Consider the following 23,557-nt stretch of genomic DNA (forward strand, 5'->3'; position numbering starts at 1 on the left):
CGGAGTGACCACAGTGAACAGCGCGGGGAAGACCGGCGCGGAACATGACGACGCGGAGAAGGCCCGCTCGGAGCGGGCCCCCGCGGAGAGAGCCGGCCTGGACAAGGACCCGGCGGAGAACGCCGGCCCGGACAAGGCCCCCGGGGCGAAGACCACGACGAGCGGCGCGCCCCGGACGCCGCCGCTGCCCGCCCGGGAGACCTGGAGCGCTCTCTACCGGCACTTCCGGCCGTACCGCGGAACCGTCGCCCTCGGCGGCCTCCTCGCGCTGATCGGCGCGGCGAGCGGGCTGGCGCAGCCGCTCGCCGCCCGGGAGCTGGTGGACCGGCTCGGCGGGGACTCCTCGATCACCGGCGTCCTGCTGCTCCTCACGGCCCTGGTGCTGTTCGGCACCGCGGTCGAGGCGGTCGGCTCGTACCTTCTGGAGCGGACCGCCGAGTCCGTCGTGCTGGCCGCCCGCCGCACCCTGATCGGGCGGCTGCTGCGGCTGCGGCTGCCCGAGGTGGAGCGGACCCAGCCGGGCGATCTGATGTCCCGGATCACCTCGGACACGACGCTGCTGCGCGCGGTGACGACGCAGTCGATCGTCTCGGCCGCCACCGGCGGGCTGGCGTTCCTCGCGACGATCGCGCTGATGGGCTGGCTGGACCCGGTGCTGCTCGGGGTCACCCTCGGGGTGATCGTGGTGATCGGCGGCGCGGTGGCGCTGGTGATGCCCCGGATCTCGCGGGCGGCGAAGCGCTCCCAGGAGGCCGTCGGCCATATCTCGGCGGTGCTGGAGCGGGCCTTCGGGGCGTTCCGTACGGTCAAGGCGTCGGGCGCGGAGGAGCGGGAGACCGCCGTGGTGGAGGCGGCCGCCCGGGAGGCGTGGCTGCACGGGGTCCGGGCGGCGAAGTGGCAGTCGGTGGCCGGGTCCTCGGTCGGGCTCGCCGTGCAGGTGTCGTTCCTGGCGGTGCTGGGGATCGGCGGGGCGCGGGTGGCCTCGGGGGCGATCTCCGTGTCGACGCTGGTGGCGTTCCTGCTCTTCCTCTTCTATCTGATCGACCCGGTGTCGAAGCTGGTGGGCGCGGTGACGCAGTACCAGGTGGGGTCGGCGGCGGTGGCGCGGCTCGTGGAAGCGGAACAGCTGGAGACGGAGCAGCTGGAGACGGAGCAGCTGGAGACGGAAGGGCCGAAGTCGCGGATCCCCGGCCCCCGGACCGGGGAGGGCCCGACGGTGGCCGCCGGGCCCGCCTCGGTGGTCTTCGAGGACGTCACCTTCCGGTACCGCGAGGAGCTGCCGTACATCCACCACGGTGTCTCCTTCGAGGTTCCGGGCCCCGGGATGACCGCCTTCGTCGGCCCGTCCGGCGCGGGCAAGACCACCGTCTTCGGGCTGGTGGAGCGGTTCTACGAGGCGACCGGCGGCCGGGTGCTGGTGGACGGCCGGGACGTACGGGAGTGGCCGCTGCCCGAGCTGCGCGCCGCCATCGGCTATGTCGAGCAGGACGCGCCCGTGCTGGCCGGCACGCTCCGCGAGAACCTGGTCTTCGCCGCGCCGGACGCCACCGAGGAGGAGATCCGGGAGGTTCTCGTACGGGCCAGGCTGGACGGGCTCGTCGACCGGCTGCCGGACGGTCTGGAGACGCTGGTCGGCCACCGCGGCTCGAAGCTGTCCGGCGGCGAGCGGCAGCGCGTGGCGATCGCGCGGGCGCTGCTGCGCCGGCCGCGGCTGCTGCTCCTGGACGAGGCGACGTCGCAGCTCGACGCGGTCAACGAGCTGGCGCTGCGCGACGTGGTGGCGGAGGCGGCGCGCGAGGTGACGGTGCTGGTGGTGGCGCACCGGCTGTCGACGGTGACGCTCGCGGACCGGATCGTGGTGATGGACGCGGGCCTGGTCCGCGCGGTGGGCACACACGAGGAGCTGGTGGCGAACGATCCGCTGTACGGGGAGCTGGCGGCGACGCAGTTCCTGGCGGCGGGGCGCTGACCCCCGCCGCCTGACCGCCGCCGCTTGACCGCCGCCGCCCGGGCGGCGGGACCTCCGGCGGGACCCTGAGCCGAGCCCCTGAGCCGGGACCCTGATCGGCGGCGCAACGCGAGCCGCCCCAGGGGGCAAACGGGATAATCCCGGCATGGATGCTTCCCTCCCCTCCCGCCGCCCTCGCCGCCACGCACACCGGGTGCCGCTGTCCCTGACCGCCGCGCTCTGCGTGGTCGCCCTGGCCGGCGGCTGCTCCACACCCGGCACCGCCGCGCCGGTCGGCGCCGAGCGGGCCGCGCACCCCGCCCGGCCCGCGCAGGCCACGCCCGGCTCAGGGACCGGTCTCCAGGGCGCCTACGAGACGGTGATCAGGAACGTCCTGCCGTCGGTCGTGCAGATCGAGGCCGGGAACAGTCTGGGCTCGGGCGTCATCTACGACGGGCAGGGCCACATCGTCACCAACGCCCATGTGATCGGCGGCGCGCGGACATTGGCGGTGACCGTCGCCAACAGCGAGCAGCCGCTGCCCGCCAGGCTGATCTCCAGCTTCCCCGAACAGGATCTCGCCGTCATCAAGCTCGACACGGTCCCGCGCGGACTGAAGCCCGTGACGTTCGGCGAGGCGCCGAAGGTGGCGGTCGGTCAGATCGTGCTCGCCATGGGCTCGCCCCTCGGGCTGTCGAGCAGTGTCACCGAGGGCATCGTCTCGGCGGTCGGCCGGACCGTCAGCGAGGGCGGGGCGGGCGGCGGTACGGGGGCCACCATCGCCAACATGGTGCAGACCTCGGCGGCGATCAATCCGGGCAACAGCGGGGGCGCGCTGGTCAATCTGGACAGCGAGGTGATCGGCATCCCCACGCTGGCCGCGACCGATCCGCAGCTGGGCAACGGCGCCGCGCCCGGGATCGGCTTCGCGATCCCCGTGTCGATGGTGCGGACGGTGGCCGACCAGATCATCGAGCACGGCCGGGTCGTCGACTCGGGCCGGGCGGCGCTGGGCATCACCGGGCGTACGGTGGTCGGTCCGGAATTCCAGCCGGTGGGCGTCGCGGTCGTCACGGCGCGCCAGGGCGGCGCGGCGGCGGAGGCGGGGATCAGGGCCGGGGACATCATCACCGCGGTCGACCGGACACGGGTGACGACGATCGCCTCGCTCTCCGAGATCCTCGCGTCGGACAAGCCGGGGCAGCGGGTGAAGGTGACCTTCACCCGGGGCGGCGCGACGAGGACGGTGGAGGCCACGCTGGGCGAGATGTGACGCGGGGCCGTACACCCGGGAGCTCCCCGGACGCACGGCCCCGTGTCCACAGGGGGCTCCCCCGGATGTACGGCCCCGCCTCCGCGCCGACGGGCGGACTCATGGACGCGTGGCTCAGCCCGCGTCCGCCTGGAGGCTCATCGGGCCGTATACCTTGGTGCCGTCCTCGAAGAGCGACACCTGGTCGGCGCCGCCGTCCAGGAGTTCTCTCCAGACCTCGCCGACCCATGACTCGGCGTCGCCCTGCGTCGTGAACTCCTCCGGCTCAACCGCCGGCGGGACCTCCGTCCCGTCGGCCTTCTCGAACCGCCACATCCACGCCATGTGCGCCTCCCGGCTCCCGCGGAACTGATCGATCTACCTGCCCGCAGCGTAGCCGGGCGCGCACCGTACGCGGTGACGCGGGAGGATCATCCCTGTGGAACTGACTCTGCTCGGCACCGGTGCCCCCACCGGGCTCCCCCGCCCCCACTGCCCCTGCGCGGCGTGCGCCACCGCGCGCGGCCCGTGGGCCCGCGCCGCCACGGCCCTCCTCGTGGACGGTGTGCTGCTGCTGGACCTGACCCCGGGCGCCGCGCTCGCCGCGGCCCGCGCCGGGCACTCCCTGGCGGGGGTACGGCAGGTCCTGCTCACCCATCCGCACGACGGCCCCGCGGTGGAGCTGCCCGCCGGGCTGCCGTCGGCCGGGCGGGTCGCGGACGGCCGGGTGCTGACGCTGCTCAGCGGCCACCGGGTGCGGGCGGTGGCGATGGACGCGCCGGGCACCGGGTACGAGGTGACGGGCCCCGGCGGCGAGCGGCTGCTGCTTCTTCCGCCGGGCGGGGCGCCGGCCGGGGTGGCCCCCGGGAACGGCCGTACGCGGGCCGCGGCCGCCCCGTACGACATGGTCGCCGCCGATGTGATCGGTCGCCCGGACGCGGTGGCGCGGCTGCGCGCGGCGGGCGCGATCGGCCCCGCCACGGATGTCGTCGCCGTCCATCTCGACCACGACGTACCGCCGGGGCCCGAGCTGGTGCGGCGGCTGGCGGCGGCGGGCGCGCGGGCCGTCCCCGACGGGACGACGCTGACGGTGGGCGCGTACCACCCCGTCCCCGAGGTGCCGCGCCGCACACTGGTGACGGGCGGGGCGCGCTCGGGCAAGTCCTGGGAGGCGGAGCGGCGGCTGGCGGCGTTCCCCGGGGTGCTGTACGTGGCGACGGGCGGCGGCCGCGAGGGCGACGCTGAGTGGGAGGAGCGGGTCCGTACCCACCGCGAGCGCCGCCCCGGCTCCTGGCGTACGGCCGAGACCTGCGACCTGGTCCCGCTGCTGGCGGAGGAGGGCCCGCCGCTGCTGATCGACTGCCTGTCTCTGTGGCTGACGGACGCGATGGACCGGGTGAACGCGTGGGACGACGCGGCCTGGTCCTCGGGCGGCGAGAAGGCGCTGCGCGAGCGGACCGGGGAACTGGTCGCGGCGGTGCGGGCGACGCGGCGCACGGTGGTGGCGGTGACCAACGAGGTGGGCGCGGGGGTGGTCCCGGCCACCCGCTCGGGGCGCCGCTTCCGCGACGAACTGGGCCGGCTGAACGCGGCCGTCGCGGACGAGTGCGAGCAGGTGCTCCTGGTGGTGGCGGGCCAGGCCCTCGCCCTGCGGTGACACCCCGTCGTGGGGCGCGGCGCGGCCCGGTACTGTCGCCGGATGAGTTCGCTTAATCTCGATGACTTCTCCGATCTGATCGAGCGCCCCGACAGCGGTACCCGGCGCGACGCCGAGGAACGCAGGGAGCGGCTGGTCGTGGCACCGGGGGCGCTCGGGCGCCTCGACGAGTTGGGTGAGTGGCTCTCGGCGGCGCAGGGGTCCGTGCCGGTGAGGGCGGTGGAGCAGCCGCGTGTGGTGCTGTTCGCCGGGGATCACGGAGTCGCCGGGCTCGATGTGTCGGGCCGGCCCGCGGGCAGTGCGCACGCGCTGGTGCGCTCGGTGCTGGACGGAGCGAGCCCCGTCGCCGTGCTGGCCCGCCGGGCCGGGGTGTCCGTACGGGTGGTGGACGCCGGTCTCGACTGCGATCCGGCGCTGCTGCCCGAGGAGGTCGTGCGCCACCGGGTGCGGCGCGGCAGCGGGCGGATCGATGTCGAGGACGCGCTGACCCGGGACGAGGCGGAGCGTGCCGTACGGCTCGGGATGGCGATCGCGGACGAGGAGGCGGATTCGGGGACGGATCTGGTGGTCCTCGGGGATCTCAGCGTGGGCGGTACGACGGTCGCGGCCACTCTGATCGCGGCGCTGTGCGGCACGGACGCGTCGGTGGTGACGGGGCGCGGCGGCGCGGGCATCGACGATCTGGCGTGGATGCGCAAGTGCGCGGCGGTACGCGACGCGCTGCGCCGGGCCCGGCCGGTGCTCGGGGATCAGGTGGAGCTGCTGGCCACGGTGGGCGGCGCGGACCTGGCGGCGATGACGGGGTTCCTGCTGCAGTCGGCGGTGCGCCGGATGCCGGTGATCCTGGACGGTGTGGTGTCGGCGGCGTGTGCGCTGGTGGGGCAGCGGGCGGCGTTCCGGGCCCCGGACTGGTGGCTGGCGGGGCAGTTGAGCGGGGAGCCCGCGCAGGCGAAGGCGCTGGACAGGATGGCGCTCAACCCGCTGCTCGACCAGGGCGTCACTGTGGGCGAGGGTTCCGGGGCGCTGCTGGCGCTTCCGCTCGTGCAGGCGGCGGCCGCGCTCGCGGCGGAGCTGCCGGAGCGGCCGGAGCCCGAGGCCACGGAGGAGGCCGGGGAAGCCGGGGGCGTGACCGGTTCCGACGTGGTGACCACGTAGGAGCGGGGCATCGGATGCGGCGGCCGGGACGGGCCGCCGCATCACCCGGCATGCGGCGCGATGCCCCATATGATCGCGTTTCATGGGAGAAGTGCACGTGCTTGCCGAACGGTCGACCCGGCAGAGCGCCCCGGGTCAGGGGGACAGTAAGGGCCGGGGCACGGTCCTTTCCCGGCGCGCCGCGGCGTACGCCGTCTGGTACCTGCGGACCGTCACCTTCATCAACTTCCTGAGCGCCGTCTGGGTCTCGCTGGGCCAGGATCTGCGGCGGCACAACGTGGACGACTACTTCACGCCCTATCTCCTGACGGCGGGGTTCGCGTCCGGGCTCTTCACGCTGTTCCTGGCGATCACGATGCGCCGCCGCAAGCGCGCCGCGTGGATCCTCAATCTGGTCATCTCGGGGCCCTTCCTGCTGCTGTTCTCGTTCGCGATGACCTTTCCCGAGCTGCGGCAGCACCTGCAGAACTGGGTCTCGCTGGGGCTGACGGCGTCGTTCGTCGCGGCGCTGCTGCTGGGGCGGCGGGCGTTCTACGCGAAGGGCGACCGGGCCAATCCGCGGCTGGCCGCGGTGGTGGCGGTGGGCGGGCTGCTGGTGACCTCGCTGGTGGCGGCGGCGCTGGTCACCGTCACGAACACGGCGGGCGGCGGCTCGTCGTTCACCGAGCGGTGGCGGTACGGCACGATGCGGCTGGTCTCGCTGGCGGCGGACGAGACGCGGTTCCCGGGGATCGCCACCCCGGGCTGGGTCGACGTGGTCGTCAACGTGCTCTCGACGCTGCTGCTGCTGGCGGTGGTGTACGCGGCGTTCCGGGCGCGGCGCGCGGTGGATCCGCTGACGGTGGACGACGAGGCGCGGCTGCGGGTGCTGCTCGCCCGGCACGGCGAGCGGGATTCGCTGGGGTATTTCGCGCTGCGCCGCGAGAAGAGCGTCATGTGGTCCCCGACGGGCAAGGCGGCCGTCGCCTACCGCGTGGTGGGCGGGGTGTCGCTGGCGTCCGGGGATCCGATCGGCGATCCGGAGGCGTGGCCGGGGGCGATCACGCCGTGGCTGGCGCAGGCGCGGGTCCACGGGTGGATCCCGGCGGTGATGGGGGCGAGCGAGGAGGCCGGAACGATCTACGCCCGGCATGGCATGGACGCGCTGGAGCTGGGCGACGAGGCGCTGGTGGAGACCGCCGGGTGGGCGGTGGCGGGGCGTCCGCCGGGGCAGCCGTCCGCGCTCCGGGGGCGGTCGATGCGGACGGTGCGCCAGGCGTACAACCGGGTCGCCCGGGCCGGTTACCGGGTCCGGATCCGGCGTCATGAGGACATCCCCGCCGAGGAGATGGCCGGGCTGCTGCGGCGCGCGGACGACTGGCGCGACGGCGCCACGGAACGGGGTTTCTCGATGGCGCTGGGCCGGCTCGGGGATCCGGACGACGGGCGCTGCGTGATGCTCGAATGCCTGGACGGGGACGGCGAGTTGCGGGCGGTGCTGAGCTTCGTGCCGTGGGGGCCGAACGGGCTCTCGCTCGACCTGATGCGCCGTGACCGGGAGAGTGGGAACGGCCTGATGGAGTTCATGGTGATCGAACTCCTCCAGCGTTCCGGCGAGATCGGGATCACGCGGGTCTCGCTCAACTTCGCCATGTTCCGGTCGGTCTTCGAGCGGGGCGCGAAGCTGGGCGCCGGGCCGGTGCTGCGGCTGTGGCGTTCGCTGCTCAGTTTCTTCTCCCGGTGGTGGCAGATCGAGTCGCTGTACCGCGCCAACGCCAAGTACCGGCCGGTCTGGGAGCCGCGTTTCATGCTCTTCGAGAAGAGCGCCGACCTGCTGCGGATCGGGCTCGCGGCGGGGCGCGCCGAGGGCTTTCTGGAAGCGCCGGGGCTGCCGGGGTGGCTGCATCGCCGGCGGCTGGAGAGCCGCCGGTGACGGTGGGGGCGAGGGGGGCGGCGCTCCGTACGCGGCTGCGCCGGTTCGCCCGGCGGGAGTGGGGGCCGCTGCTGACCACGGTGGGGACCACGCTGTCGAAGCGGCGGGCGCGGGCGGTCCCGATGACGCTGACGGCGGTGGGGCTGACGACGCTGGCGCAGATCGCGCAGAACCAGCCGTGGGGGTACCGGCCGGTGATGGACCTCGGCGCGGTCCGGGCCGAGGATCCGCTCGGGGCGGCCCTGCTCCGTACGCCGCTGTCGCTGTTCGTACCGGCGCTCGACCTGCCGGTGTGGGGCGCGCTGGCGCAGATCCTGCTGGTGTTCGGGGTCGCGGAAATCTGTCTGGGCCGGTGGCGGACGCTGGTGATCGCGTACGTGGCGACGCTGGCCGGGACGCTGTACGCGCGGGTCGGTGTCGCGCTGGGGCCGGGGGCGTTCCTGGGGCTGCCCGCGTCGGACGCGAGGATCGTCGACACGGGTCCTTCGGCGGCGGTGGTGGGGCTCGCGCTGGTGGTGTGCTGGTGCTACCGGGCGCGGTGGACGGCGGGGGTGCTGCTCGTGGCGCTGGTCGGGGAGTGCGCCCTCAAGGACAATCTGGCGGGCCGGGAGCATCTGGCGGCGGCGTCGGCGGTGCTGGCGCTGCTCGCCGTACTGGAGTGGAGACGGCGCGGCGGGCTCCGGCCCCGGGCGGGGTGACGGCCGCCCGACGCGTCGTCAGCGGGGCAGCCGCTCCGGGCCGGCGCCCGCCCTGCCCCGGGGCCGCCGCCGGCGCCCGGCTACCCTTCCCGCGATGACCTCCACCGACGCGAACGGCCGCGCCTCGCTCGCCGACGGCCTGCGCTTCGCGTTCGGCACCCTCACCGTGTTCCCCGTCCGCGTGGCGCGCTGGGACCGCCCGGCCGCGCGCGCCGGGATGCTGAGCGCCCCGGCCGCCGGGCTCACCGTGGGCGGGTGCGCGGCGGCGGCCTCGGCGCTGTTGCTGCTCGCGGGCGCCTCGCCCCTGCTGGCCGGGGTGGCGGCCGTCGCCGCGCCCGCCGTCCTCACCCGGGGGCTGCACCTCGACGGTCTCGCGGACACCGCGGACGGCCTGGGCAGCGCCAAGCCCGCCGAGGACGCGCTGCGGATCATGAAGCGGTCGGACATCGGCCCGTTCGGGGTGATCACCCTGCTGCTGGTGCTGCTCGCGCAGGTGGCGGCGGTCGCGGAGCTGTACGGCCAGAGCCTGGCCCGGGGCGCGGTGGCGGCCGTGCTGGCCGGGCTCACCGCCCGGCTCGCGCTCACCCTCGGCTGCCGTACGGGCGTCCCGCCGGCCCGGCCCGAGGGGCTGGGCGCCGCGGTGGCCGGCACGGTGCCGACGCGGGCCGCGTGGTGCGCCGCGCTCCTGGTCACGGGCGTGGCCGCGGCGGCGGGCGGGCTCTTCGGGGTGGCCGGCGCCGTACACCACGCGCTGGCGGTGGTGGCCGGGCTCGGTGCGGCGGCGCTGCTGCTGGCGCACTGCGTACGGCGCTTCGGCGGGGTCACCGGCGATGTGTTCGGCGCGCTCGCGGAGACCGCCGCGACGGCAACACTCGTCGCGCTGACGCTCGGCTGATCCCGTACCGCGCGACCGAGGGACGTACGGCGCGCGACCGTCGTAGGGAGCCGGTCCGGCGGGCGTCGTACGGAGCCGGTCCGGCGGGTATCCCGAAACGTGCGGAACACCCCCACAGACGAGTGAACCGCCGCCGCTGTGATGCGCGTCCATCACCGAGCGTAGGCTCAATCCCGCCGCGCGGCCGGGACGGGCCGCCGCGGCGGGCACGGCCGGCGCAACCCCCCGGCCGTCGAGAACTCAATGAAAGCGAGATTTCACCACCGTGACTGCTCTCACTCTTAAGCCCGCCGGCGTGGCGACCCTGCGCGCCGACGCGATCGTCGTCGGCGTCGCGAAGGGCGCCAAGGGGCCGGTGGCGGCACCGGGCTCCGAGGCCGTGGACACGGCGTTCGACGGGAAACTCGCCGCCGTCCTGGAGACACTCGGTGCCTCCGGCGGCGAGAGCGAGGTGACCAAGCTGCCCGCGCAGGGCGGCCTGAAGGCCCCGGTCGTCATCGCGGTCGGCCTCGGCCCCGTACCGGAGAAGGACGAGACGTACGGCGCCGAGACGCTGCGCCGGGCCGCCGGTGCGGCGGCGCGTGCCCTCTCCGGCGTCAAGAAGGCCGCGTTCGCGCTGCCCGTCGAGTCGGTCGAGGACATCGAGGCGATCGCCGAGGGCGCGCTCCTGGGCGCGTACGCCTTCACCGCCTACCAGGGCGGCGAGAAGAACGCGAAGAAGGGCCAGGGCCCCAAGCGGCCGCTCGGCGAGGTGGCGCTGGTCGGCGCCAAGCCGCGTGACAAGGCCCACAAGCGGGCCGCCGAGCGCGCGATCGCGCTGGCCGAGGAGGTCAACCGCGCCCGTGACCTCGTGAACACCCCGCCGAACGACCTCACGCCCGAGTCCTTCGCCGCCGTGGCCACCGCCGCGGGCAAGGAGAACGGCGTCAAGGTCCAGGTCCTGGACGAGAAGGCGCTGGCCAAGGGCGGCTACGGCGGCATCCTCGGCGTCGGCCAGGGCTCGGCCAACCCGCCGCGCCTGGTGAAGCTCGCGTACACGCACCCCGACGCGGAGAAGACGCTCGCGCTCGTCGGCAAGGGCATCACCTACGACTCGGGCGGCATCTCCCTCAAGCCCGCCGGGCACAACGAGACGATGAAGTGCGACATGAGCGGCGCCGCCGCCGTGTTCGCCACGGTCGTCGCCGCCGCGCGGCTGGGCCTGCGGGTCAACATCACCGGGTGGCTGGCGCTGGCCGAGAACATGCCGTCGGGGTCGGCGACCCGCCCCGGTGACGTGCTGCGCATGTACAGCGGCAAGACCGTCGAGGTCCTCAACACCGACGCCGAGGGCCGGCTCGTGCTGGCGGACGCGCTGACCCGCGCCTCGGAGGAGAACCCGGACGCGATCGTGGACGTGGCGACGCTGACCGGCGCGATGGTGCTGGCGCTGGGCAACCGCACCTTCGGGATCATGTCGAACGACGACGCGTTCCGTACCTCGCTCCACGAGATCGCCGAGGAGGCGGGCGAGGCCTCCTGGCCGATGCCGCTCCCCGCCGACCTGCGCAAGGGCATGGACTCCCCCACCGCGGACATCGCGAACATGGGTGAGCGGATGGGCGGCGGGCTGGTCGCGGGCCTCTTCCTGAAGGAGTTCGTCGGCGAGGGCATCACCTGGGCCCACCTGGACATCGCGGGCCCGGCCTTCCACGAGGGAGCCCCGTACGGCTACACCCCCAAGGGCGGCACGGGCTCCTCGGTCCGCACGCTGGTGCGGCTGGCGGAGCGCACCGCCGCGGGCGACCTGGGCTGATCCCGGGGGCACCCCGGGCGGTGGCGGGCGGGGGTCGTGGTGCGGGCGGGGTGTCCGTTCGCACCGTGACCCCCGACCCCGTCGGGCCGCGCACCGTGCAAAGATGGGTAATCGGCAGGACAGGGCCCCCACCACAGGGCCGAAGACATAGCGGCCGAAGACCAGCCGCCGCCCGGTCGATGTGAGACCGCGCCCGGCGCACATGCATGGAGGACGTGACGTGGCGAACGACGCCAGCACCGTTTTCGACCTAGTGATCCTCGGCGGCGGTAGCGGCGGTTACGCCGCGGCGCTGCGCGGAGCGCAGCTGGGCCTGGACGTCGCACTGATCGAGAAGAACAAGCTGGGCGGCACCTGCCTGCACAACGGCTGCATCCCCACGAAGGCCCTGCTGCACGCCGGCGAGATCGCCGACCAAGCCCGCGAGAGCGCGCAGTTCGGCATCAAGGCCACCTTCGAGGGTGTCGACATCGCCGGGGTCCACAAGTACAAGGACGACGTGATCGCGGGCCTGTACAAGGGGCTCCAGGGGCTGGTCGCCTCCCGCAAGGTGACGTACATCGAGGGCGAGGGCCGGCTCTCGTCCCCCACCTCCGTCGACGTGAACGGTCAGCGCGTCCAGGGCCGCCATGTCCTCCTCGCGACCGGTTCCGTACCGAAGTCGCTGCCGGGCCTGGTGATCGACGGCGACCGGATCATCTCCTCCGACCACGCGCTGACGCTGGACCGCGTCCCGCAGTCCGCGATCATCCTGGGCGGCGGCGTCATCGGCGTCGAGTTCGCCTCCGCGTGGAAGTCCTTCGGCACGGACGTCACGGTCGTCGAGGGCCTGAAGCACCTGGTCCCGGTCGAGGACGAGAACAGCTCGAAGCTGCTGGAGCGCGCGTTCCGCAAGCGCGGGATCAAGTTCAACCTCGGTACGTTCTTCGACAAGGCGGAGTACACCGACACGGGCGTCCGTGTCACGCTCGCCGACGGCAAGACCTTCGAGGCGGAGGTGCTGCTGGTCGCGATCGGCCGCGGCCCGGTCTCGCAGGGGCTCGGTTACGAGGAGCAGGGCGTCGCGATGGACCGCGGCTATGTCGTGGTCGACGAGTACATGCGGACGAACGTCGAGACGATCTCGGCCGTCGGCGACCTGGTCCCGACCCTCCAGCTCGCGCACGTGGGCTTCGCCGAGGGCATCCTCGTCGCGGAGCGGCTGGCTGGTCTCCAGACCGTTCCGATCGACTACGACGGCGTGCCGCGGGTGACGTACTGCCACCCCGAGGTCGCCTCCGTCGGCATCACCGAGGCCAAGGCCAAGGAGATCTACGGCGCGGACAAGGTCGTCGCCCTCAAGTACAGCCTCGCGGGCAACGGAAAGAGCAAGATCCTCAAGACCTCCGGCGAGATCAAGCTCGTCCAGGTCAAGGACGGTGCCGTGGTCGGTGTCCACATGGTCGGTGACCGTATGGGCGAGCAGGTCGGCGAGGCTCAGCTCATCTACAACTGGGAGGCTCTGCCGGCCGAGGTCGCGCAGCTCATCCACGCGCACCCCACCCAGAGCGAGGCGCTCGGCGAGGCCCACCTGGCCCTGGCCGGCAAGCCGCTGCACTCCCACGACTGATGGTTCAGTCCGGGCGCGACGACCACTTCCGTACATTCGATAGGAGCAACTGAAACCATGTCGGTTTCCGTAACCCTGCCGGCGCTCGGCGAGAGCGTCACCGAGGGCACTGTCACCCGCTGGCTGAAGGCCGAGGGCGAGCGCGTCGAGGCCGACGAGCCGCTGCTGGAGGTCTCCACCGACAAGGTCGACACCGAGATCCCGGCGCCCGTCGCCGGTGTCGTGGCGTCCATCAAGGTCGCCGAGGACGAGACCGTCGAGGTCGGCGCCGAGCTCGCGATCATCGACGACGGCACGGGCGGCCAGGCGGCGGCCCAGCCGACCGAGGCCGCTCCGGCCCCCGCCGCGGCTCCGGCTCCGGCCGCCCCGGCCCCCGCCGCCGAGGCCCCGGCTCCGGCTCCGGCCGCCACGCCCGCGCCCGCCGCGCCGGCCGCCCCGGCCGGTGGTGCCTCCGGCACCGATGTCACGCTGCCCGCGCTGGGCGAGTCGGTCACCGAGGGCACCGTCACCCGCTGGCTGAAGGAGGTCGGCGAGGAGGTCGCGGAGGACGAGCCGCTGCTGGAGGTCTCCACCGACAAGGTCGACACCGAGATCCCCGCCCCGGTCGCCGGTGTGCTGCTGGAGATCGTGGTCGGCGAGGACGAGACCGCGGAGGTCGGCGCGAAGCTGGCTGTCATCGGCGCCCCGGGCGCGGCCCCGGCCGCCCCCGCCGCCGCTGCTCCGGCCGCCCCGGCCGCGGCTCCGGCTCCAACTCCGGCAGCTCCCGCCCCGGCTCCGGCCGCTCCGGCCCCGGCTCCCGCCCCGGCCGCCCCCGTACAGGAGGCCCCGAAGGCTCCGGCGCCCGCGCCGGCCGCCCCCGCCGCTCCGGCTCCGGCCGCGCCGGCCGCGGTCACCCCCGCGCCCGTCCCGGCCGCCCCCGCGGGCGACGACGCCGGCGCGTACGTCACGCCGCTGGTCCGCAAGCTCGCCGCGGAGAACGCGGTCGACCTGGCGTCCGTCAAGGGCACCGGCGTCGGCGGCCGGATCCGCAAGCAGGACGTCATCACCGCCGCCGAAGCGGCCGCGGCCGCCAAGGCCGCCGCTGCCGCCCCGGCTCCGGCCGCCGCCGCCCCGGCGGCGTCCAGGGCGCCGAGGCTGGAGGCGTCCCCGCTGCGCGGTCAGACCGTCAAGATGACCCGCATGCGCAAGGTCATCGGCGACAACATGGTGAAGGCGCTGCACACGCAGGCCCAGCTCACCACCGTGGTCGAGGTCGATGTCACGAAGCTGATGCGGCTGCGCGCGCAGGCGAAGGACTCCTTCGCCGCCCGCGAGGGCGTCAAGCTGTCCCCGATGCCGTTCTTCGTCAAGGCGGCGGCCCAGGCGCTGAAGGCCCACCCGGTCATCAACGCCCGGATCAACGAGGGCGAGGGCACGATCACGTACTTCGACTCGGAGAACATCGGTATCGCGGTGGACTCCGAGAAGGGTCTGATGACCCCGGTCATCAAGGGCGCGGGCGACCTGAACATCGCCGGCATCTCCAAGAAGACCGCGGAGCTGGCGGCGGCCGTCCGGGCGAGCAAGATCACCCCGGACGACCTGGCGGGCGCCACGTTCACCATCAGCAACACGGGCTCGCGCGGCGCGCTCTTCGACACGGTCATCGTGCCGCCGACCCAGGTCGCCATCCTGGGCATCGGCGCCACCGTCAAGCGCCCGGTGGTCATCAACCACCCGGACCTCGGCGAGACCATCGCGGTACGCGACATGACGTACGTCGCGCTCTCCTACGACCACCGTCTGGTGGACGGCGCCGACGCCGCCCGCTACCTGACGGCGGTCAAGGCGATCCTCGAAGCCGGCGAGTTCGAGGTGGAGCTCGGCCTGTAAGAGGTGGAGCCCCGGCCTGGGACGACCGCGGGAGCGTCGCAGGCATCCCCCGTACGGCAATGGCGCCCCCGCCCGGAGAAAAGTCCGGGCGGGGGCGCTGTCGTTCGGTGCGTACCGCCGTATTGTCCAGACATCTTCCCGGCCCGAGGAGCCCTTCATGAGTCCGCCTGTCGTCCACTCGCTGCGCGAACAGATCCGCGAGCACATCGTGGAGGGGATCGTCAGCGGTCGCTGGAAGCCGGGCGAGCGGATCGTCGAGCGCCGGATCGCGACGGAACTGCAGGTCAGCCAGACGCCCGTACGCGAGGCGCTGCGCGAGCTGGAGTCCCTGCGGCTGATCGAGTCGGCGCCCAACAAGGGCGTACGGGTCCGGAACCTGACCGCGGCCGACCTGGAGGAGAGCTATCCCGTACGGGCCGGTCTGGAGCAGATCGCCGCCGAGCTGGCCGCCGAGCGGCTGGCCGTGGACTGTTCCGCGCTGGAGCCGCACGTGACGGCGCTGTACGCGGCGGACCGGGCGGCCGACGGGACCGCGCAGGTGCGGCACACGGTGGGCTTCCACCGGGAGCTGGTGCGGGCGGCCGGTAACGCTGTGCTGCTGCACACCTGGGAGGGGCTCGGCATCGAGGTCTTCACCGCGCTGTCGATCCGCTGGCTGGGCACGGTGCAGAAGTCGTACGCCGAGGAGCATCAGGAGCTGGTCGAAGCGTTCCGCAGACGGGACCCGGGCATCGGCTCACTGGTGAAGGACCATGTGCTCGGATGCGCACCACGCGCCTGAATCACCCCTCTCTGTCCCACTTCTGTCATGAATTCCCGTCCGTCACTCCGTGCCCTTTCGTGCGGCACGGGATGCCAATTCCTTGAGATCGAGAAGTTTTGCCGTTCAACCCTTTGATCGATCATCGATCAGCGTTTTACAGTCGACGACGGGCTGCACCCAGCCCAGCGTCCTGTCCTGCCAGACATGACCACTTCTCCACCCCCCTCCTGTCCGGAAGGCGGCGATGATGCCCGACCCCGTAGGCAAGCTTCCGAGCGAGCTGGACCAGCTCCCGGACCGTGACACCGAGGAGACCGCCGAATGGGCGGCCTCCCTGGACGCCGTCACCGAACACGCGGGCCCGCACCGCGCCGCGTACCTGATGCGGCGCACCCTCCAGCACGCGGGAACCGCCGGGGTCCCGGTGCCCGAGCTGCTGGAGAGCGACTATGTGAACACCATCCCCACCGCCGCCGAGCCCGCGTTCGACGGCGACCTGGAGATGGAGTCCCGGATCACCGCCTGGAACCGCTGGAACGCGGCGGCGATGGTCACCCGCGGCGCCCGGTACGGCGTCGGTGGGCACATCGCCACCTTCGCCTCCGCGGCCTGGCTGTACGAGACGGGCTTCAACCACTTCTTCCGCGGCAAGGAGGGTGACGGCTCGGGTGACCAGCTCTACGTCCAGGGCCACGCCTCCCCCGGCATCTACGCCCGTGCCTTCCTCGACGGCCGGCTCACCGAGACGGACCTGGACCACTTCCGCCAGGAGGCGGGCGGCCAGGGTCTCCCCTCGTACCCGCACCCGCGGCGGCTGCCGTGGCTGTGGGAGTTCCCCACCGTCTCCATGGGCCTCGGCCCGCTCTCCGCGATCTACCAGGCGCGGTTCAACCGCTATCTGACCAACCGCGGCATCAAGGACACCTCCGCCTCGCACGTCTGGGCGTTCCTCGGCGACGGCGAGATGGACGAGCCCGAGTCGACGGCGGCCCTCGCCCTCGCGGCGCGGGAGCGCCTCGACAACCTGACCTTCGTCATCAACTGCAACCTCCAGCGGCTCGACGGCCCGGTCCGCGCGAACTTCCGGGTCGTGCAGGAGCTGGAGGCCCAGTTCCGCGGCGCCGGCTGGAACGTCGTCAAGACGCTGTGGGGCTCCGCCTGGGACGAGCTGTTCGCGCTGGACACCACGGGCGCGCTGGTACGCCGGCTGCGCCAGGTGCCGGACGCCCAGTTCCAGACGTACGCCACGCGGGACGTCGCGTACATCCGTGAGCACTTCTTCGGCGCCGAGCCGGCCCTCGTCGAGCTGGCGAAGCTGCTGACCGACGCGAAGATCGCCGAGTGTTTCTTCACCTCGCGCGGTGGCCACGAGGCCCGCAAGGTGTACGCGGCGTACCGGGCGGCGCTGGCCCACGAGGGCGCGCCGACCGTGATCCTCGCGCAGACGGTGAAGGGCTACACGCTCGGCGCCGGCTTCGAGTCGCGCAACGCCAACCACCAGATGAAGAAGCTCTCCGGCGAGCAGTTCCGCACCATGCGCGACCTGCTGGACCTGCCGATCCCGGACGCGAAACTCGACGACAGCCTGGTGCCGTACGGCCACCCCGGCGCGGACTCCCCCGAGGTGCGCTACCTCCAGGAGCGGCGCGCGGCGCTCGGCGGCCCCGCCCCGGCCCGCCGGGTGCACGCGGTCGCGCTGCCCCAGCCGTCGGAGAAGCCGTTCCAGGCCGTCACCAAGGGCTCGGGCAAGCAGTCCGTGGCGACGACGATGGCGTTCGTCCGGCTGATGAAGGACCTGATGCGGGACAAGGAGACCGGCAAGCGCTGGGTCCCGATCGTCCCCGACGAGGCCCGCACCTTCGGCATGGAGGCGCTGTTCCCGTCGGCCGGCATCTACTCGCCGCTGGGCCAGACGTACGACCCGGTCGACCGCGACCAGATCATGTACTACAAGGAGGCCAAGGACGGCCAGATCCTCAACGAGGGGATCACCGAGGCCGGTTCGATGGCCGACTTCATCGCCGCCGCCACGTCGTACGCGACGCACGGCGAGACGATGATCCCGTTCTACATCTTCTACTCGATGTTCGGCTGGCAGCGCACGGGCGACCAGATGTGGCAGCTCGCCGACCAGCTCGGCAAGGGCTTCATCGTCGGCGCCACCGCGGGCCGGACGACGCTGACGGGCGAGGGGCTCCAGCACGCGGACGGCCACTCGCACCTCATCGCGGCCACCAACCCGGCGTCGCTCAACTACGACCCGGCGTTCGCGTACGAGATCGCGGTGATCGTCAAGGAGGGTCTGCGGCGGATGTACGGCGAGCCCGTGCCCGGCGAGGACCAGAACGTCTTCTACTACCTGACGGTCTACAACGAGCCGATGCCGCAGCCCGCGATGCCCGAGGGCGTCGAGGAGGGCATCGTCAAGGGCCTGTACCGCTTCAAGGAGGGCGTCCCGGCGGCGGCCGACGCACCGGCGATCCAGCTCCTGGCGTCCGGTACGGCGATCCACTGGGCCCTGGAGGCACAGGAACTGCTCGCCGCCGACTGGGGCGTGACGGCCGACGTCTGGTCCGCCACCTCCTGGAGCGAGCTGCGCAGGGACGCGCTGGAGGCCGACGAGGCCCTGCTGCGCGGCGAGGAGAAGGTGCCGTACGTGACGCGCGCGCTGGCGGGCGCCCCGGGCCCGGTGCTCGCGGTCAGCGACTGGATGCGGCAGGTGCCGGACCAGATCAGCCAGTGGGTGGAGCAGGACTACAGCTCGCTCGGTACGGACGGCTTCGGGCTCTCGGACACCCGCGAGGCGGCGCGCCGCCACTTCGGGGTGGACGCGCGGTCGATCGTGGTCGCGGCGCTGGCGCAGCTCGCGCGGCGCGGCGAGGTCAAGCCGGAGCGGATCGCGGAGGCGCGGGAGCGCTACGGCCTCTGACGGACGGCCGGCCCGTCGGATCCGCTACGGTCTCTGACGGCCGGCCCGCCGGATCCGCTACGGTCTCTGACGACCGACCGTCAGATCCCCTATAGCAGGCCGGGGAGCCCCTGTCACTCGGTGGCGGGGGCTCCCTGCATGATGGACGTATGCGTGCTGCCCGCCTGATCAAAATGGTCCTTCTCCTTCAGTCCAGACCCTCGATGACGGCGGGCGAACTGGCCCGTGAGCTGGAGGTGTCCGAACGCACGATCACCCGGGACGCCCAGGCCCTCTCCGAGGCCGGCGTCCCGGTGTACGCCAACCGGGGCCGGTCCGGGGGGTACCGGCTGATCGGCGGTTACCGCACCCGGCTGACCGGCCTGGCGCGCGGCGAGGCGGAGGCGCTGTTCCTCTCCGGGGTGCCGGGGGCGCTGCGCGAGATGGGGCTCGACGACATCTCGTCGGCCGCCCGGCTGAAGGTCTCGGCGGCGCTGCTGCCGTCGCTGCGGGACGCCCCGGCCGCGGCGGCGCAGCGCTTCCACCTCGACGCGCCCGGCTGGTACCAGGAGCCGGGGACCCCGGAGCTGCTGCCCGTGGTCGCGGAGGCGGTGTGGGGCGACCGGCTGGTGGCGGCGCGCTACCTGCGCAAGGACGTGGAGGTGGAGCGGGAGCTTGCGCCGTACGGTCTCGTGCTGAAGGCGGGCGTCTGGTATTTGTGCGCCGCCACGGAGGGCACGTTCCGGGTCTACCGGATCGAGCGGTTCACCGCGGTCGAACCCTTGCAGGAACGTTTCTCCCGCGAGGAGACCTTCGATCTGCCGGCGTTCTGGGAGGAGCGCGCGGCGGAGTTCGCGCGCTCCCTGCTGCACACGGAGATCGAGGTACGCCTCTCGCCCGAGGGCGCCCGCAGGCTGCCGTACGTGGCGGACCGGGTGGCCGCCACGGAGGCGGTCGAGGCGGCGGCCCCGGCGGACGCGGAGGGCCGGATCACCGTGACGCTGCCGGTGGAGTCGGAGGAGGTGGCGTACACGCAGCTGCTCACGCTGGGCCCGGACGCGGAGGTGCTGGCGCCGGAGGCGCTGCGGCGCCGGTTCGCGGAGGCGGCGGCACGGATGCGCGACCTGTACCGGTAAGCCGGGCGGCGTGGGGGCCGGCAGGGGGCGCGGGGACGCGGCAGGGGGCGCGGGGACGCGGCAGGTCACAGAAGTCCTGCGACTCGCGGCTCCGCGTGCGCCGCTCCTCCTCAGGCACGATGCTTGACCCGTGATGGACGAGACGGAGTTCTGGGAGATCGTCGACAGCACCCGCGAGGCCGCCGACGGCGACCCCGAGGACCATGCCGACCTGCTGGTCGAACGGCTTCTCCAGCTCGACCCCGACTCCGTACTGGACTTCGCGCGGCACTTCGAGTCGCGCTACAACCGCGCCTACCACTGGGATCTCTGGGGCGCGGCGGCCGTCCTGCTCGGCGGCGCGAGCGACGACGCCTTCGACTACTTCCGCTGCTGGCTGATCGGGCAGGGCCGGGAGGTCTTCGAGGGCGCGCTGCACGACCCGGACAGCCTGGCCGAGCTGCTGGACGAGTTCGACGAGACCGTCGACGGGGACGGCGAGGAGCTGGGGTACGCGGCGGACGAGGCGTACGAACAGCTCACGGGCGTGGTGGCGCCCGCCCTGGGGATCGCGGCGCAGCTCCCGGAGCCGGAGGGCACCCCGCTGGACTTCGAGGACGAGGCCGCGCTGGCGGAACGCTTCCCCAGGCTGACGGAGCGCTTCGGCGGCGAGTGAGCCCGGTCGCCGCCCGTTCCGGGGCCGCGCCCGGCGGCTCACTCCAGCGGGAGCCCCATGAGGACGTCGTCGACGTACGCGCCGTCGAGGAGGAACTCCCCCGGCAGGATCCCCTCGACGCGGAAGCCCTCGGCCTCGTAGAGCGCCCGCGCCGGTGCGTTGTGCCCCAGGACGCGCAGGGTCAGCCGCCGCGCGCCCTGGTTGCGCGCGTGCAGCACGCCCGCGCGCAGCAGAGCGCGCGCCACGCCCCGGCCGCGCGCCCACGGGTACACCGTGAGGCCCTGGATCTGCCGTACGTGCGCGTTGCTGGCGAGGGGCGTGGGGCGGGCGACGCGGATGTACCCGGCGATCCGGTCCGGACCTGACTCGCCGCCCGCGCGTCCGGTCCCGCCTGCCCGTCCGCGTCCGCTCCCGTCTCCGTCGGTCTCGGCGACCAGGAAGTCCTCCGGCCGGTGCTGGGCGTCGAAGAACGGTCCGTACGGCGGTCGCGGGCGCGGCGTGACGGCGTGCAGCGGTGACCAGGTCGCGCGGTCGAGTGCGCCGAGGGCGTCGTCGTCCGCGCGCTCGGCGGGACGTATCCGGGGTTCCACCATGGCGCAACTGTGCCATGTGATGTTCCGGAGGCAGGATGGGTGCATGAAAATCGCGGTCACCGGTTCGACCGGGCTCATCGGTACGGCACTTGTCAGCTCCCTGCGCGCGGACGGGCACGAGGTGACGCGGCTGGTACGGCACGCGGCGCGCGCGGCGGACGAGATCGCGTGGGACCCCGCGCGGCAGACGATCGACGCGGGGAAGCTGAACGGCTGCGAGGCGGTCGTCCACCTCGCCGGCGCGGGCGTCGGGGACCGGCGCTGGAGCGACGCGTACAAGCGGGAGATCAGGGACAGCCGGATCCTCGGCACGGCCACCCTCGCGGAGGCCCTCACCACGCTCGACGCGCCGCCCCGGGTGCTGGTCTCCGGCTCGGCCATCGGGTTCTACGGCTACACCGGGGACCGGAAGGTGGACGAGAGCACCCCTCCGGGGGACGGCTTCCTGCCGTCGCTCTGTGTGGAGTGGGAGGAGGCCGCGCTGCCGGCGGAGGAGGCGGGCATCCGTACGGTCTTCCCGCGCACCGGTCTGGTGGTCGCGCGCAAGGGCGGCGCGTGGGGGCGGCTCTTCCCGCTCTTCCGCGCGGGGCTCGGCGGCCGGCTCGGTTCGGGCGACCAGTACTGGAGCTTCATCTCGCTGCACGACGAGGTGGCGGCGCTGCGGCACCTCGTCGACACGGAGGGGCTGGAGGGCCCGGTCAATCTGACGGCCCCGGAGCCCGTCACCAACCGCGAGGTGACGGCGGCGATGGGCCGCGTCCTGCACCGCCCGACCCCGTTCCCGGTCCCCGCGGCGGCGTTGCGGCTGGTGGTGGGCGACCTGGCGGACGACATCGTGGGCAGCCAGCGGGTGGTGCCGTCGCGGCTGCTGGAGTCGGGCTTCACGTTCGCGTTCCCGACGATCGACGAGGCGGTACGGGCGGCGGTGTAGCGGGCGGGACAGGAGGCGCCCGGCGGGGCGAGCGCGCGGCGCGGGACGGGGCGGCGTCACGGGGCGGTGTGGCGCCCGCGGGACCGGTGCGGCGTCACGGGGGCCGGCGCGGGGCGCCGCGCCCCTGGAGCGGGTCCGCCGTGCTCGTGGCCGGGCCCGGGAGCGCACACGGAACGGGCCGGAGCCCGGGCGGAGTCTCCCGCGCGGTCCGGCCGCGTCCGGCGCCCGGGACCACGCACCCCCCATGCATCGGTGCCCCCGTCCGCGCGCGTCCGCCCGGCGCCCATCCGTCCCTACGCTCGACCCGGAACTCGACGAGTGGGTCCGCGGTGGCGCCGCGGGCGGGACCGCGGACTCGCTCGTCCGGGGCGTTCCGGGTGGTCCGGTGCGGGCATCGGATCCGGTGCCGGGCATCGGGCCACCCACCCAGCCGCGCTGACCTCGGGGAGGGGCACGTGCTCAGCACCGCACTCAGCACCGCGCACCACGCAGACGTCGTCATCATCGGAGCCGGCCTCGCAGGTCTGTCCGCCGCGCACCACCTCACCAGCGCGGGCGTCACGGTCAGCGTCCTGGAGGCCGCCCCCCACATCGGCGGCCGGATGGCCACGGACCAGGTCGACGGCTTCCGGCTGGACCGCGGCGGACGGCTCCTCACCACCTCGTACCCGGATCTGCTCCGCACGCCGGGGCTCGAAGGCGCGGCCGTGCGGATGTTCTCGCCGGGCGTCCTCGTGCACAGCGAGGGCAGGAACTACCGCACCGGTGCGGTCGGGAGCGCGCGGAGCGCACTCACCGTCGCGCGCGCCCTGGCGAGCGCCCCCCGTCCGCCGCTGGGCGGCGCGGTCGACCAGGCGCGGCTCAGCGCCGCCCTGGGGCGCCTCGCGGCGACGCCGACGGCCCGGCTGATGGGCCGCCCCGAGCGGACCGCCGGGGAGGCGCTCGCGGTGCGCGGGCTGCCCGCCCGTACCGTCAACGGCTTCATACGCCCGTTGCTCACCGCGCTGCTCTGCGACCCGGAACTCCGGACGTCGAGCCGGTGCGCCGATCTCGCGCTGCGGGCGTTCGCGCGGGGCCGGCTCTTCGTCCCCGCCGGCGGCTCCGCCACCCTGCCGGAACTGCTGGCGCGGACCCTGCCGGAGGGCACGGTCCGTACGGACGTCTGTGTCACGGACACCTCGATCAACTGCGTGAGCACCAAGGAGCACGGCGAGATCGCCTGCCGCTCGCTCGTCCTGGCGACGGGCGCGCGGGCCGCGGCCGAGCTGCTGCCCGGGCTGCGGGTGCCGGAGTTCCACCCCGTGACGGTGCTGCACCACACGGCGCCCGCGCCCCCGCTGGCCGAACCCGCGCTGCTGCTGGACGCCGACCGCGAGGGTCCCGTCACGCACACGGCCGTGATGAGCGCGGTGGACCCGTCGCGCGCGCCCGAGGGCCGCGTACTGATCTCGTCGACGGTGCTCGGCACCCCTCCCCCGGCCGCCGAGCTGGACCGTACGGTCCGCGCGCACCTCGCCCGCCTGTACGGGACACCGACCGACGACTGGGAGCTGCTGGCGGTCCATCACGACCCGGAGTCCGTACCGGCGATGGACCCGCCGCACGACCTGCGCCGGCCGGTCCGGCTGCTGTCGGGGCTGTACGTGTGCGGCGACCACCGCGACATGAACACCGTGCAGGGCGCGCTCTTCTCGGGCCGCCGCGCCGCCCACGCGATCCTGCGCGACCTGGGCGTACGCCCGGCGTACGAGACGGCGCCGATCGCCGCGGTGGCGTAG

Annotated in this window: 18 protein-coding genes; 16 read left to right on the plus strand and 2 right to left on the minus strand. The window is 73.8% G+C overall.

Annotated elements, in window-relative coordinates:
* Window positions 1-184 precede the first annotated feature (184 nt).
* Both AB0P17_RS02110 and AB0P17_RS02115 read left to right on the plus strand, forming a co-directional pair.
* Window positions 185-1,969, plus strand: a complete 1,785-nt coding sequence (locus tag AB0P17_RS02110) for an ABC transporter ATP-binding protein (RefSeq protein ID WP_365806933.1) — start codon at window positions 185-187, stop codon at window positions 1,967-1,969.
* 145 nt (window positions 1,970-2,114) lie between these two features.
* The gene (locus tag AB0P17_RS02115) at window positions 2,115-3,221 is read left to right on the plus strand and encodes a trypsin-like peptidase domain-containing protein (protein ID WP_365806734.1); all 1,107 of its coding nucleotides are present in this window, start codon (window positions 2,115-2,117) and stop codon (window positions 3,219-3,221) included.
* Window positions 3,222-3,335: 114 nt separating this feature from the next.
* Here AB0P17_RS02115 and AB0P17_RS02120 read toward each other — a convergent pair whose 3' ends face one another.
* The gene (locus AB0P17_RS02120; protein ID WP_365806736.1) at window positions 3,336-3,545 is read right to left on the minus strand and encodes a hypothetical protein; all 210 of its coding nucleotides are present in this window, start codon (window positions 3,543-3,545) and stop codon (window positions 3,336-3,338) included.
* 94 nt (window positions 3,546-3,639) lie between these two features.
* On the opposite strand from AB0P17_RS02120, the gene AB0P17_RS02125 reads away from it, so the two are divergent.
* The 12 genes from AB0P17_RS02125 (at window position 3,640) to AB0P17_RS02180 (ending at window position 20,255) form a co-directional block, all read left to right on the plus strand.
* A complete protein-coding gene (locus AB0P17_RS02125; RefSeq protein WP_365806738.1) occupies window positions 3,640-4,857 on the plus strand; it encodes a bifunctional adenosylcobinamide kinase/adenosylcobinamide-phosphate guanylyltransferase in 1,218 nt (405 codons plus the stop codon).
* A gap of 42 nt (window positions 4,858-4,899) precedes the next feature.
* Entirely contained in the window at window positions 4,900-6,012 is a 1,113-nt protein-coding gene (cobT, locus tag AB0P17_RS02130; protein ID WP_365806739.1) for a nicotinate-nucleotide--dimethylbenzimidazole phosphoribosyltransferase, read from the plus strand.
* Between the two features lie 82 nt (window positions 6,013-6,094).
* Window positions 6,095-7,924 (plus strand): phosphatidylglycerol lysyltransferase domain-containing protein, encoded by a 1,830-nt coding sequence (locus tag AB0P17_RS02135; protein ID WP_365806741.1) that lies wholly within the window; start codon window positions 6,095-6,097, stop codon window positions 7,922-7,924.
* Window positions 7,921-8,622, plus strand: coding sequence for a hypothetical protein (locus AB0P17_RS02140; RefSeq protein ID WP_365806743.1), 702 nt, complete (start codon window positions 7,921-7,923; stop codon window positions 8,620-8,622). The genes AB0P17_RS02135 and AB0P17_RS02140 overlap by 4 nt, the downstream gene beginning before the upstream one ends.
* A 94-nt stretch (window positions 8,623-8,716) precedes the next feature.
* Window positions 8,717-9,517 (plus strand): adenosylcobinamide-GDP ribazoletransferase, encoded by an 801-nt coding sequence (locus AB0P17_RS02145; RefSeq protein WP_365806744.1) that lies wholly within the window; start codon window positions 8,717-8,719, stop codon window positions 9,515-9,517.
* A gap of 265 nt (window positions 9,518-9,782) precedes the next feature.
* Window positions 9,783-11,312, plus strand: coding sequence for a leucyl aminopeptidase (locus AB0P17_RS02150; protein WP_365806746.1), 1,530 nt, complete (start codon window positions 9,783-9,785; stop codon window positions 11,310-11,312).
* Between the two features lie 220 nt (window positions 11,313-11,532).
* The gene (gene lpdA, locus AB0P17_RS02155) at window positions 11,533-12,921 is read left to right on the plus strand and encodes a dihydrolipoyl dehydrogenase (RefSeq protein WP_365806748.1); all 1,389 of its coding nucleotides are present in this window, start codon (window positions 11,533-11,535) and stop codon (window positions 12,919-12,921) included.
* Between the two features lie 57 nt (window positions 12,922-12,978).
* The gene (gene sucB / locus AB0P17_RS02160) at window positions 12,979-14,793 is read left to right on the plus strand and encodes a 2-oxoglutarate dehydrogenase, E2 component, dihydrolipoamide succinyltransferase (RefSeq protein WP_365806749.1); all 1,815 of its coding nucleotides are present in this window, start codon (window positions 12,979-12,981) and stop codon (window positions 14,791-14,793) included.
* Window positions 14,794-14,950: 157 nt separating this feature from the next.
* A complete protein-coding gene (locus AB0P17_RS02165) occupies window positions 14,951-15,574 on the plus strand; it encodes a GntR family transcriptional regulator (protein WP_365806751.1) in 624 nt (207 codons plus the stop codon).
* A 229-nt stretch (window positions 15,575-15,803) separates the two neighbouring features.
* Entirely contained in the window at window positions 15,804-18,485 is a 2,682-nt protein-coding gene (aceE, locus tag AB0P17_RS02170; protein WP_365806753.1) for a pyruvate dehydrogenase (acetyl-transferring), homodimeric type, read from the plus strand.
* Window positions 18,486-18,634: 149 nt separating this feature from the next.
* Entirely contained in the window at window positions 18,635-19,600 is a 966-nt protein-coding gene (locus tag AB0P17_RS02175; protein WP_365806755.1) for a WYL domain-containing protein, read from the plus strand.
* A 133-nt stretch (window positions 19,601-19,733) separates the two neighbouring features.
* Window positions 19,734-20,255 carry a DUF4240 domain-containing protein gene (locus AB0P17_RS02180; protein WP_365806935.1) on the plus strand — a complete coding sequence of 174 codons (522 nt, stop codon included), beginning with the start codon at window positions 19,734-19,736 and terminating at the stop codon, window positions 20,253-20,255.
* A 38-nt stretch (window positions 20,256-20,293) separates the two neighbouring features.
* On the opposite strand, the gene AB0P17_RS02185 is transcribed toward AB0P17_RS02180, so the two are convergent.
* On the minus strand, window positions 20,294-20,848 hold the full coding sequence (locus AB0P17_RS02185) for an N-acetyltransferase (protein ID WP_365806757.1): 555 nt from the start codon (window positions 20,846-20,848) through the stop codon (window positions 20,294-20,296).
* Window positions 20,849-20,891: 43 nt separating this feature from the next.
* Between AB0P17_RS02185 and AB0P17_RS02190 the strand changes: the two genes are divergently transcribed.
* On the plus strand, window positions 20,892-21,779 hold the full coding sequence (locus AB0P17_RS02190; RefSeq protein WP_365806758.1) for a TIGR01777 family oxidoreductase: 888 nt from the start codon (window positions 20,892-20,894) through the stop codon (window positions 21,777-21,779).
* A 455-nt stretch (window positions 21,780-22,234) separates the two neighbouring features.
* Window positions 22,235-23,557 carry an NAD(P)/FAD-dependent oxidoreductase gene (locus tag AB0P17_RS02195; RefSeq protein ID WP_365806760.1) on the plus strand — a complete coding sequence of 441 codons (1,323 nt, stop codon included), beginning with the start codon at window positions 22,235-22,237 and terminating at the stop codon, window positions 23,555-23,557.

Origin of the sequence: Streptomyces sp. NPDC088124, from assembly GCF_040685895.1 — a bacterium.
Classification (GTDB): Bacteria; Actinomycetota; Actinomycetes; order Streptomycetales; family Streptomycetaceae; genus Streptomyces.